This is a genomic window from Halomonas beimenensis (assembly GCF_002549795.1).
Taxonomy (GTDB): Bacteria; Pseudomonadota; Gammaproteobacteria; order Pseudomonadales; family Halomonadaceae; genus Halomonas; species Halomonas beimenensis.
Genome location: NZ_CP021435.1, coordinates 2,264,395 through 2,276,498, shown reverse-complemented (window position 1 = coordinate 2,276,498; position 12,104 = coordinate 2,264,395). Strand labels below are relative to the sequence as shown.

Here is a 12,104-nt window from a genome sequence, read left to right as displayed (position 1 = left end):
ATGTCAGCACCGACTCCCAAGGGCGTCCTGACGACGCCGATCTTCAAGAACAACCCCATCGCGCTGCAGATCCTCGGCATCTGCTCCGCGCTGGCGGTGACCAGCAGCATGAGCGTGTCGCTGGTGATGACGCTGGCGGTGATCTTCGTCACGGCCTTCTCGAACCTGTTCGTGTCGCTGATCCGCCACCACATCCCGTCCTCCATCCGGATCATCGTGCAGATGACCATCATCGCCTCGCTGGTGATCGTGGTGGACCAGATCCTCAAGGCCTACGCCTACGAAATGTCGAAGCAGCTCTCGGTCTTCGTCGGCCTGATCATCACCAACTGCATCGTGATGGGCCGCGCCGAAGGCTTCGCCATGACCAACAGCCCGGGTCTGTCCTTCCTGGACGGCGTCGGCAATGGCCTGGGCTACGGCTTCATCCTGATGACCGTCGGCTTCGTGCGCGAGCTGCTGGGTTCCGGCTCGGTGTTCGGGGTCACCGTACTCGAGACCGTGCAGAATGGGGGCTGGTACGTGCCCAACGGCCTGCTGCTGTTGCCGCCGTCCGCCTTCTTCATCATCGGCCTGATCATCTGGGTGCTGCGTGCCGTGAACCCGGAGCAGATCGAGGAGACCGAGTTCAAGATGAAGGAAAACAGCCAGCCCAAGGAGGCCGTGTAACATGGAACACTATCTGAGCCTGTTCATCGCCTCGGTCTTCGTCGAGAACATGGCCCTGGCCTTCTTCCTGGGCATGTGTACCTTCCTGGCCGTGTCCAAGAAGGTTTCCTCGGCCATCGGCCTGGGCATCGCCGTCGTGGTGGTCCTGGTGATCACCGTGCCGGTGAACAACCTGATCCTGAAGTACCTGCTGGCGGAGGGAGCCCTGACCTGGACCGGGATCGCCGGCGCCGAGAACATCGACCTGTCGTTCCTCGGCTACCTGAGCTACATCGGCGTGATCGCCGCCATCGTGCAGATCCTGGAGATGTTCCTCGACAAGTACGTGCCGGCGCTCTACAACGCCCTGGGCGTGTTCCTGCCGCTGATCACCGTGAACTGCGCGATCCTCGGCGCCACCCTGTTCATGGCCGAGCGAAACTACAACTTCGGCGAGTCCGTGGTCTATGGCCTCGGCGCCGGCGTGGGCTGGGCGCTGGCCATCACCGCCCTGGCCGGCATCCGCGAGAAGCTGAAGTACAGCGACGTTCCCGGCTCCCTGCAGGGCCTGGGCATCACCTTCATCACGGTGGGCCTGATGTCGCTGGGCTTCATGTCCTTCTCCGGCATCCAGCTCTGACCCGGTCGTGCCGCCGGCGGCGTCCGCGCCGCCGGTGACCAGGCAACGCAAGCAATAGGAAACCGACATGGTTGATACAACAGTCATCTTGCTCGGTGTGGTCATGTTCACCGTGATCATCATCGGTCTGACGGCGGTGATCCTGGCCGCCCGCAGCAAGCTCGTCAGCACCGGGGACGTGACCATCGAGATCAACGACGATCCCGATCACACCCTGACCACCCAGGCCGGCGGCAAGCTGCTCAATACCCTGGCCGCCAACGGCATCTTCCTGTCCTCCGCCTGCGGCGGCGGCGGCTCCTGCGCCCAGTGCAAGTGCCGCGTCGAAGAAGGCGGCGGCTCGATCCTGCCCACCGAAGAGTCCCATTTCACGCTGCGCGAGAAGAAGGACGGCTGGCGCCTGTCCTGCCAGGTGCCGGTGAAGCAGGACATGAAGATCGAGGTCCCCGAGGAGGTCTTCGGCGTCAAGAAGTGGGAATGCGAGGTCATCGAGAACCCCAACGTCGCCACCTTCATCAAGGAGCTCAACCTGCGCCTGCCCGAGGGCGAGGACGTGGCCTTCCGCGCCGGCGGCTACGTGCAGCTGGTGGCCCCGCCCTACGACATCAAGTTCTCCGACTTCGACATCGAGGAGGAGTACCGGGGCGACTGGGAGAAGTTCGGCCTGTTCGACATCTCCCACAAGAACACCGAGGAAGTCATCCGCGCCTACTCGATGGCGAACTACCCGGAAGAGAAGGGCATCCTCAAGTTCAACATCCGCATCGCCACCCCGCCGCCCAACACCAACCATCCGCCGGGCCTGATGTCCACCTATGTCTTCAGCCTGAAGCCGGGTGACAAGGTCACGGTGATGGGGCCCTTCGGCGAGTTCTTCGCCAAGGACACCGATGCCGAGATGGTCTTCGTCGGTGGCGGCGCGGGCATGGCGCCGATGCGTAGCCATATCTTCGACCAGCTCAAGCGCCTTAACTCCAAGCGCAAGATCTCGTTCTGGTACGGCGCGCGCTCCTGGCGCGAGACCTTCTACAACGACGAGTACGACAAGCTGGCCGAGGAGCACGACAACTTCGAGTGGCACCTGGCGCTGTCCGACCCGCAGCCGGAGGACAACTGGGAGGGGCCGACCGGCTTCATCCACAACGTCCTCTACGACAACTACCTCAAGGACCATCCGGCGCCCGAGGACTGCGAGTACTACATGTGCGGGCCGCCCATGATGAACGCCTCCGTGATCAAGATGCTGCTTGATCTCGGCGTCGAGCCCGAGAACATCATGCTCGACGACTTCGGCGGCTGATCCGCCCCGGCACCTCCAGGGCTGGCCCAAGGGCCAGCCCTGTTCGGTTCCGTCACCCGATATGCCGATCATGCGGTCGGCATATCAGGCAACGGATCCCCAGGAGTCGAACCTCCATTCGCGCGGTCTCAAGGGGACCCCCCCATTTCACCTTCATTGGAGCATCCTATGAGCACCTTCCTGGTGGTACTGGCCTTCATGCTGCTCATCGTGGCCGCCATGGCGGTCGGCGTGATCCTCGGTCGCAAGCCGATCGAAGGATCCTGCGGTGGCCTCAACAAGCTCGGCCTCAAGCAGGGCTGCGAGGTCTGCGGCGGCAAGGACGAGGTCTGCGAGGAGGAGAATCGCAAGGCGCAAGCCGGCAGCGCGCGCCGGCGCAGCGACGAGAGCCGCGGGGCCGATCTCGGTTACGACGCGACTAAGCGCTGATGCGCCCATATGCAAGCGCCGAGCAGCAAGTGACAAGTCGAAAGGGGCAAGGGGAGCCTGGCTACTCGTTACTTGCTACTTGAACCTTGGTTTGTACGCTTGCCGTCGGATAGGGATTCAGGGAGACGTAGGCAAATCATGGCAGTCCATAACTACGACGTGGTGGTGATCGGCACCGGCCCGGCCGGGGAGAGCGCCGCGATCAACGCCGCCAAGCACGGCAAGCGGGTGGCGGTGGTGGAGAAGCAGGCCGTGGTGGGGGGCAACTGCACCCACTGGGGCACCATCCCCTCCAAGGCGTTGCGCCATCAGGTCAAGCAGATCCTGGCCTTCAATACCAACCGAATGTTCCGCGACATCGGCGAGCCGCGCTGGTTCTCCTTCCCCAAGGTCATGGAACGCTCCCGGGTCACCATCGATCAGCAGGTGGCCATGCGCACCAACTTCTACGCCCGTAACCGCATCGACCTCTTCAACGGCGTCGCCCGCTTCAAGGATCCCCATACCCTAATGGTGCGCGGGGAAGGCGAGGGCATGGAGGAGCTGGTCGCCGAGCGCATCATCATCGCCACCGGCTCCCGTCCCTATCGGCCCGCGGACATCGATTTCCACCACCCGCGGATCTACTGCTCGGACACCATCCTCAGCCTGAACCACACGCCGCGCACCCTGATCATCTTCGGGGCCGGGGTGATCGGCTGCGAGTATGCCTCGATCTTCTCCGGCCTCGGCGTCAAGGTCGACCTGATCAACAACCGCGGCAGCCTGCTGTCCTTCCTCGACGACGAGATCAGCGATGCCCTGTCCTACCATCTGCGCAAGCACGGGGTGCTGATACGCCACAACGAGGAGTACGAGCGGGTCGAGGGCGACGACTCCGGTGTCACGGTGCACCTCAAGTCCGGCAAGCGACTGCGCGCCGACGCCTTCCTGTGGGCCAACGGGCGTACCGGCAACACCGACGAGCTGGGGCTGGAGACCATCGGTCTCGAGGCCAACGGCCGCGGCCAGCTTCGGGTCGACGACCACTACCGCACCGCCATCCCCCACATCTATGCCGCCGGCGACGTCATCGGCTGGCCGAGCCTGGCCAGCGCGGCCTACGACCAGGGCCTCAACGCCTGCGACGAGCTGCTCGATCGCGACTACCGCTATGTCACCGACGTGCCGACGGGGATCTACACCATTCCCGAGATCAGCTCCTTCGGCCGCACGGAGCGTGAACTCACGGAGGCCCGCGTGCCCTACGAGGTGGCTCAAGCCTTCTTCAAGGACACCGCCCGTGCCCAGATCACCGGCGACACGGTGGGCATGCTCAAGATCCTCTTCGACCAGGACACCCTGGAGATCTACGGCATCCACTGCTTCGGCGATCAGGCCTCGGAGATCGTTCACATCGGCCAGGCGATCATGCAGCAGGCAGGCGAGGCCAACACCCTCCAGTACTTCGTCCGCACCACCTTCAACTACCCCACCATGGCCGAGGCCTACCGGGTGGCGGCGCAGAATGGGCTGAATAGAGTTTTTTAATACCTGAACCATGAGCTTCTTCATGCTAGCGCCGGTCTTAGACCGGCGTTTTTCGTTGGGTATCGGGAAACGGGCTATCGAGCCAACTAAGGGATCAGCCAGCTGGGATAGCACTAGCATGAAAGGCAAGCCTGGCATCCGATGTGATTCCTGAGCAGCAGGGAATGAGAAAAATAACCCGGGCAAGGAATGGATCTGAATGTAACCTTATGTATACGCAATTTCTGCATTTGTATTATTTCGAGAGACTGATTACAAAGCAGTCACAGAACCTGCTGACAGGCTGGATTGGGCATCTCGGATGCTGCTATGGGTAGCTTCCTCGGCGGTAGCGTGGCCGAAGACATGGAAGCGGGATGACTCGGCGGGTTGGACCAGTACCCGTCTTTTTATTAGATTTTTCATACATCCTCATGATATCAGAACCTGGTTCTTGTGTTCTCTCCTGACGTTTCCCGGTGCTGGCTTATCGTACCGGTATGGTAAATCAGCCCTCGATCCTCGGTGATCGGCAGGGTGTGGCTCGTCTTCGTCTCGAAACGAATGTCGATAGAGTGAGAGGCTTTGATATGTCCATCAACATGACGCTAGTGGACTATGACCGTGCGATGGAAGAACGGGGATGGGTCATCTTCGAAAAGGCCATTTCTGATGAATTGGTGATGGAGATGAAAAAGGATGTCCTCGCCTGGATCGAGATCTGCAAGGAATATCAGATACGCAATGGCATCAATGAAGATGGAGATGGTACGGCCCATCAGACGATAGGCCGAAATGACAGTATCGATAAGTTCTATGCCATGCACCTCTTTCATGACTATATATCGAGATATTTCGGGGGGAAACCCTATATATTGAGCTGTAGCACGCCTACGGCTGGGTATGCCCACAAGCCGAACTATTTGCAGAGAGTCCACCGTGATGTTGGGACGTATATTGATGGCTATAACCTTAGGCTGAATCTCATCGTCATGCTAGACGACTTTACCGAGGAAAATGGGGCCACAAGGATTCTTTCCGGTTCACACTGCAAGGAAGAGAAGCCAACGGACGAAGAGTTTGAAGCATCCTGTCAAAGCATAACAGGTCCAGCTGGTTCAGTTGTTCTTTTTAACTCTTATCTGTGGCATCGAGGAGGGGTGAACAGGACCAATAACACGAGGGTTGCCCTGACATCCGGGTTTACGCGCCCCTTCGTCAAGCCACAGACCGACTATGCAAGAATGCTGGGTGAGGAGTATGGAAAAGGGCTGTCAGAGTTGACCAGGCAACTTCTGGGTTATAACTCCAGGGTGCCGGTCAGTTTGGATGAATGGTATCGTCCTGATCCTCGTCGACTATATCAGAAGGGGCAAGGTTGAAGTAGAGTCTTGCCTCCAATTCTGATCAAGAGGAATAAGAATGGACAAGGTCATAATCGTGATCGCCTCTACGAATGGGGCAGTGTTTGATCGAGCCATGTACGTGGAGGAGTGCAGAAAGAACATCTCTATGCTGATCTCTGACCGCCATTGTGGTGCCGTGGAGAGTGCTATCCATCACGGGGTTCCTGCAGTCGTGTTAGACAGCTCTAGTGGGGAGCAATTTTCCGAGGCTCTTCACGAGTATTTTAACGGTAAAGCGGTAGACTTTTTTATTTCATCTTACACAAGAGTCTTCGCGGGCCGTTTCCTTGAAAAATATCAGGGAAGGATCGTAAACTTCCATCCTGCTTTGCTGCCTGCCTGTCCAGGACTCGATGGGTTCGGAGATACTGTGCGTTCAGGTTGCCAGTTTATTGGTTCTACGGCCCATTTTGTGGATGAAGGCATCGATACAGGAAAGCCTATCCTGCAGGCGGTAGCACCTTATGATCCGCATGCATCGCTTGAGCACAATAGACACAAGGTCTATGTGCAATTATGCAAGATGTTCGTTCAGACAGTGGACTGGATGGCGCAAGGGCGGATTGGGCCCGGTGGAGTAATTGGAGGGAGCTATCTTTCATCGGAGTTTATCCCTAATCTTGAGAGTGCAGCTGCCCTGCAGTTAAGGGAGTAGTCTATTTTTTGCCACGCATGTCGTGGTCGCTAGGATGATTATAAAGTGGGTTTGCTAGCAGAGAAGTTGAACGGGTCATTGGAGAGGCTAGGCAAGTTTTATAACCTCGGGAGTGGCTATGATATTGCAACATGACTTTCTTGATAGGGTGTCACGTAATCAAGGAGGAGCCTTCTATATATTTGATGGTTCTCTTTTTGAAAGCAATATCTTGCGCTTCAGAAAGCAGCTTCGAGAACATTATGAAAATAGTGAAGTGGCGTATGCGTGCAAAGCAAATTACATGCCGCAGATAGGAAAGATTCTATCCAGGATAGGATGCATGTGCGAAGTGGTTTCGCGGTTTGAATATGAAGTTGCCACTCGATATCTAGACCCCGAAAACGTGGTGTTCAATGGGCCCGTAAAAAGAATAAATGATCTGAAAGAGGCGCTTTCCAGAAGCTGTATGGTGAACATCGATTCTTTCAGAGAAATCCAATATTTGGAAACGATATCTCCTTGCGTTGAGAGGATCGAGATTGGGTTGCGTATCTCTCCACCTTGGGACCGACAGGATGGTCCCAGTCGGTTCGGTTTCAGACCCGATGAGAAAGAGCTGGACCGCGCATTGGAAATGCTTCGCCGAATACCCAACCTGACCATCATCGGTTTGCACTGTCACGCCAGTGGCCGAGGAAGAGGAGTCGACCACCATGTCATGCGAGTTCACGAGTTAATGAAACTGCGTGAAACTCTGAAAAAAGAACCCAAGGTGAATATCAGTATCATCAATGTGGGTGGAGGCTACATTGGTGAAATGCCGCATAGCTTGAAATGCCAGTTTCCAGATGACTTGCCTTCAATGAGGGACTATGCCAAGGCTATAGGCAAGGAGATGTTGCTTCATGAGAATGGGGAAAGCGTGAAGTTGATTGTTGAACCCGGCGTATCAATGGTTGCCAATACGATGTGCCTCATCGCCGAGGTCGTTGAGATAAGGAAGAGAGGGGAAAAAAATCAAGCATTACTCGATACCAATATCAATCAAGTCAACCCCACCCGTTCGCAGAGAAGGCCTGTGGTGAGTCAAGTCATAAAAAAACGGAAAGATGCATCATGTCGTGAGAATTATCGCTTGGTAGGTAATACATGCATGGAGCATGATGTTCTAGTAGAGGAATTCGTCGGCTGCCTGGAAGAAGGGGACTTTGTAGCATTCGAGAATCGAGGGGCTTATTCAATTAACTACACGCCACCGTTTATCGTGCCTGCGCCCGCAGTTGTCGACGTCAGAGGGGAAGTTCTTAAGTCACCGGATACTTTCGAAACTGTGCTTCAGGCGTATGTAGAGTAAACGGCTGTGACATACTCTGAGATTCTTTGCCATTCGGGGGGTATATGATAAAGCGTACCTTAGATATTATTATCTCTCTGGCTGTGCTGATATTTCTTTCTCCCGTGCTTCTCGTATCAGCCGGGCTTATATGGTGGAGAATGGGGCGGCCTGTTTTCTTTACGCAAGAACGTCCAGGCTTGCATGAAAAGTCCTTCAAAGTAATCAAGTTTCGCACCATGGTAGAAGCATTCGATAGGGAGGGGAGACAGCTTCCCGATGAACAGAGGGTCACTCGATTAGGTCTTAAGCTGCGACGCTGTAGCATCGATGAGCTGCCACAGCTCATTAACGTCCTGAAAGGAGAGATGTCTCTTGTCGGCCCGAGACCACTACTGAGTGAATACCTCCCTTACTATACTCTTCAAGAAAGGAGGCGCCACTTGGCCAAGCCGGGCCTGACTGGCCTGGCACAAATATGTGGACGACAAGATATCTCATGGGAAGAAAAGTTAAGGCGCGATGTCGAATATGTGGAGAAAGCCAGTTTGTTGTTGGATTTGAGGATTCTGATAGCAACGGGCGTTCTTGTTTTACGTCGGCAAGGGATTCTCTTCGCAGCTCCACAAGGTCGCTTCGATGATTATCGTCGAAAGTTGAGGTCAGATTCCTGACATGCCCATTTCTGGTAACACCTCTTCCCTGCCTGGCCTACTGTGAGGTGGCTAGATGAACGTTCTCTTCACTTGTGCTGGCCGAAGAAATTATCTGATACATTTCTTCAAGCGAGCCCTTGATGGGCAGGGTGGGGGAAAAGTATTGGCAGGAGATATGAATCCCTATGCGCCCGCTTTGGGGGATGCAGATGAAAGTATCGTGCTGCCATCGCTAGCCCATGACAACTATGTCGATGACTTACTATCCTATTGCCGTCGACGTTCGGTGAAGATGTTGTTCTCGCTCAATGATGATGAATTAGCGCTGCTGGCCGAGTGCAAGGAAAGCTTCGCACGCCTTGGTACGCGTGTGGTGCTGTCATCACCGGAAGTCATTGATATCTGTTCGGATAAAGTCAAGACCTTCGAATTTTCCCGGGAGATCGGCGTATCGGCCCCTCAGTGCTACCGAGATCTAGCATCGGCGAGACAGGCTCTCGAAAGGGGCCACATTCATTTCCCGTTGTTTATCAAGCCCCGTTGGGGAACGGCCTCCCTGTGCGTAGAGAAGGTGCTAGACGACGAAGAGCTAGAGTGGGCTTGGAGGTTCGGGAATCGAAAACTATCTCGGTTGGGGCTCAGGCGAGAGGAGACAGGAATAGGGGGACTGATCATCCAAGGCGCCCTCCAAGGGGATGAATATGGACTGGACGTCATCAATGATCTCGATGGAAATTATCGTGCGACCTTCGTGAAGAAGAAGTTGTCGATGCGCTCGGGGGAAACCGAACGGGCCGTGACAAAAGATAACTCCATGCTCCTCGAACTGGGGGAACGGCTCGGACGAAGATTGAATCATGTCGGCGTACTGGATTGTGATGTCATCCTCAACGGGAATAAATGTCACGTGATTGACCTGAATCCCCGCTTCGGCGGGGGGTACCCTTTCGCAGATGTAGCAGGTGCCAGGGTGCCGGAGGCCTTGATTGCTTGGCATAAGGGTAAGATTGCCCCCTATGACTGGAATACCGTGAGACCCGGGGTCGTGTCCAGCAAATACGACTGTATCCAGACCGTCGATCATGCATCGCCCCTCATTTGACCGCCGTCGAGACTAACGTCGTTACCATCCCGACAGGTGTGGCGCTCGGTGCATCATCGTGTGTGAAAGACAAGACAATGAAGAGTATTAACTGCGTGAGTGCTTCTCCCCCAAGGAAGAGGGGATTAGCCCAGGGGGCATGACATGAATAGAGTGGCATCCAATCAATATGAAGACGTGGACCTGGGTCGAGTCATGGCATTGCTGGCGGGAAAGAGGGGATTGATTTTCCTCATCATGGGCCTGTTCACATTGGCGGGAGCTACCTATGCGTTATTGGCGACGCCTATCTATCGTGGGGATGCGCTCGTGCAGGTCGAGCGTATGCCGACCAGTCCACTCGAAGATGTTGCCAGCACCATGCTGGGCGAGGATCCCGAGAGTAGCACGGCGGCGGAGGTGCAGATCCTGCAATCCCGTATGGTATTGGGGCAGGTCGTGGAGCGTACCGGACTGGATACGGCTGTTCTCCCCGAGCGACTCCCCTTGGTGGGGGATTTTCTCGTTCGGCGAGGTATTCCTCGGCCGAGTTTCATGCAGGAACGCCCCGAGGTCTGGGCAGGTGAGTCCCTCGAGCTGGGGATCTTGCAGGTCGATGAGCCGCTGCGAGGCACTCCCTTGCGGGTGCAGACCGGGCAGGACGGCAACTTCATGGTGTTCATGGAAGGAGAGCGGCCTCGCTTTCTCGGCGCCGGACAGGTCGGTGAACTCCTCGAGTTCGAGGAGGGCGCGATACGGCTCAGGATCGCCAATCTCCAGGCGCCGCGGGGGGCTCGCTTCATGCTGATCAAGTATACGCGCGCGGCCGCTATTGAAGATTTCAGCCGGCGTCTTCGGGTACAGGAAGTCGGGAGCGGGCGAGCCGCCAGCACCGGCATGCTACGCCTGACCCTGACAGGAGAGGACCGGGAAGAGATTCGTCTCTCCCTGAATGAAGTGGCGGAAACCTTCCTCCGTCAGAACATCCAGCGGCAGTCGGCCGAGATCGAACAGAGTCTGGCGTTTCTGCGTGAGCAGGCCCCCGAGCTCCGTGAGCAATTGCGTGTGGCGGAGGATAGTCTCAATCGCTATAGGGTGGAACAGCATAGCGTCGATCTGAGTTCCGAAGCTCAGGCAACCATCCAGCAATTCGTGGCCCTTGACAGTCAGCTCAATGAACTCGAGTTCCAGGAAGCAGAATTGTCGCAGCGCTTCAAGCCGAACCATCCCACCTACCAGGCGCTGCTTGAACAGAAGCGGCATCTGCAGAACGAGCGTGACGAGCTCAATGCGCGCGTCAATGAATTGCCCCTGGCCCAGCAGGAGGTGGTGCGCCGCACTCGCGATGTCGAGGTGACTCAGGCGATCTACGTCAATGTCCTCAATCGCATGCAGGAGCTAGAGGTAGCCCGCGCCGGCACGGTCGGAAATGTTCGTATCATCGACAAGGCGGAAGTGGGTGTGGCTCCCATAGAACCGCGCAAGCCGATCGTCGTGTTGTTGGCCACCATGGGGGGGGGCTTGTTTGGCGTCGGGTTGGTATTGGTGCAGGGGGTGTTCAATCGTGGCATCGAGTCGCCCGCGCAGCTCGAGAATGCCGGCCTGCCGGTCTATGCGACCATTCCGCTGTCGGACGAGCAGAAGAAACTGGTCAGACGGGTCAAGCATCTGCGAGCACGCCGCTCCCATGAGGTCATGAGCGATGTGCTGGCGTCCCGCAATCCTTCGGCCCCCGCCGTCGAGGCACTGCGTGGCCTGCGTACGAGCCTGCACTTTGCCATGTTAGAAGCCGCCGACAATCGTCTGATGTTGACGGGGCCGAGTCCGGGCATTGGCAAGAGCTTCATTTGTCTAAATCTTGGTTTCATCTGTGCTCAGGCGGGACAGAAGGTTCTGGTTATCGACGCAGACATGCGCAAGGGACGCATGCATCATGCCTTTGGTGGACGCGGTGAAGGAGGGCTATCCGAGGTCCTGTCCGGAACTATGAGGCTTGAAGAGGTTGTTCGTACCACCCAGCAGGAGGGACTCTGCTACGTGGCCCGGGGTGTCATCCCTCCCAATCCCTCGGAACTGCTGATGAATGCGCGCTTCAGCGAGTTCCTGGCGGCCGTGAGCCGACGCTTCGAACTGGTTATTCTTGACACCCCCCCTGTGCTGGCTGTTACCGATGCTGCCGTAGTGGGAGCGCAGTGTGGCACGGCGTTGTTGGTGGCACGATTCCAGGACAATCCAATGCGCGATATGCAGATCTCCAAGCGACGACTGGAAACGTCGGGAGTAAGCGTCAAGGGGGCAATCCTCAATGCAATGGCGCGCAAGGCCTCAGCCTATTACGGATACTGTAGAGAATACTACCACTATTCGTAATGGGTGGTGGGAAGCGTCGTGACCGCCCTGAAGGCTGATTGCGCCCTGAGCCACTCGTGTCGTCGGGGGTGACTCGCTTAATGCGTCTCGGTGGT

At 56.7% G+C, this 12,104-nt stretch carries 11 protein-coding genes; all 11 read left to right on the top strand.

From position 1 onward, the window contains the following. Entirely contained in the window at nucleotides 1–669 is a 669-nt protein-coding gene (locus BEI_RS10735; RefSeq protein WP_097789523.1) for an NADH:ubiquinone reductase (Na(+)-transporting) subunit D, read from the top strand. A 1-nt stretch (nucleotide 670) separates the two neighbouring features. Then, the gene (gene nqrE, locus BEI_RS10730) at nucleotides 671–1,288 is read left to right on the top strand and encodes an NADH:ubiquinone reductase (Na(+)-transporting) subunit E (protein WP_097789522.1); all 618 of its coding nucleotides are present in this window, start codon (nucleotides 671–673) and stop codon (nucleotides 1,286–1,288) included. Nucleotides 1,289–1,355: 67 nt separating this feature from the next. Continuing rightward, nucleotides 1,356–2,588 (top strand): NADH:ubiquinone reductase (Na(+)-transporting) subunit F, encoded by a 1,233-nt coding sequence (gene nqrF / locus BEI_RS10725; RefSeq protein ID WP_097789521.1) that lies wholly within the window; start codon nucleotides 1,356–1,358, stop codon nucleotides 2,586–2,588. A gap of 168 nt (nucleotides 2,589–2,756) precedes the next feature. Continuing rightward, nucleotides 2,757–3,017: a (Na+)-NQR maturation NqrM gene (gene nqrM, locus BEI_RS10720; protein ID WP_097789520.1), complete on the top strand. Its 261-nt coding sequence runs from the start codon at nucleotides 2,757–2,759 to the stop codon at nucleotides 3,015–3,017. 138 nt (nucleotides 3,018–3,155) lie between these two features. Continuing rightward, the gene (sthA, locus tag BEI_RS10715) at nucleotides 3,156–4,547 is read left to right on the top strand and encodes a Si-specific NAD(P)(+) transhydrogenase (RefSeq protein ID WP_097789519.1); all 1,392 of its coding nucleotides are present in this window, start codon (nucleotides 3,156–3,158) and stop codon (nucleotides 4,545–4,547) included. Between the two features lie 569 nt (nucleotides 4,548–5,116). Then, nucleotides 5,117–5,908: a phytanoyl-CoA dioxygenase family protein gene (locus BEI_RS10710; RefSeq protein ID WP_193765094.1), complete on the top strand. Its 792-nt coding sequence runs from the start codon at nucleotides 5,117–5,119 to the stop codon at nucleotides 5,906–5,908. 40 nt (nucleotides 5,909–5,948) lie between these two features. Beyond that, on the top strand, nucleotides 5,949–6,587 hold the full coding sequence (locus BEI_RS10705) for a formyltransferase family protein (protein WP_097789517.1): 639 nt from the start codon (nucleotides 5,949–5,951) through the stop codon (nucleotides 6,585–6,587). A gap of 118 nt (nucleotides 6,588–6,705) precedes the next feature. Then, nucleotides 6,706–7,923, top strand: a complete 1,218-nt coding sequence (locus BEI_RS10700; RefSeq protein ID WP_097789516.1) for a type III PLP-dependent enzyme domain-containing protein — start codon at nucleotides 6,706–6,708, stop codon at nucleotides 7,921–7,923. Between the two features lie 44 nt (nucleotides 7,924–7,967). Beyond that, nucleotides 7,968–8,576, top strand: coding sequence for a sugar transferase (locus BEI_RS10695; protein WP_153045785.1), 609 nt, complete (start codon nucleotides 7,968–7,970; stop codon nucleotides 8,574–8,576). A 55-nt stretch (nucleotides 8,577–8,631) separates the two neighbouring features. Next, nucleotides 8,632–9,660 carry an ATP-grasp domain-containing protein gene (locus BEI_RS10690; RefSeq protein ID WP_097789515.1) on the top strand — a complete coding sequence of 343 codons (1,029 nt, stop codon included), beginning with the start codon at nucleotides 8,632–8,634 and terminating at the stop codon, nucleotides 9,658–9,660. A gap of 144 nt (nucleotides 9,661–9,804) precedes the next feature. Continuing rightward, nucleotides 9,805–12,009, top strand: a complete 2,205-nt coding sequence (locus tag BEI_RS10685) for a polysaccharide biosynthesis tyrosine autokinase (RefSeq protein ID WP_097789514.1) — start codon at nucleotides 9,805–9,807, stop codon at nucleotides 12,007–12,009. Nucleotides 12,010–12,104: the final 95 nt, after the last annotated feature.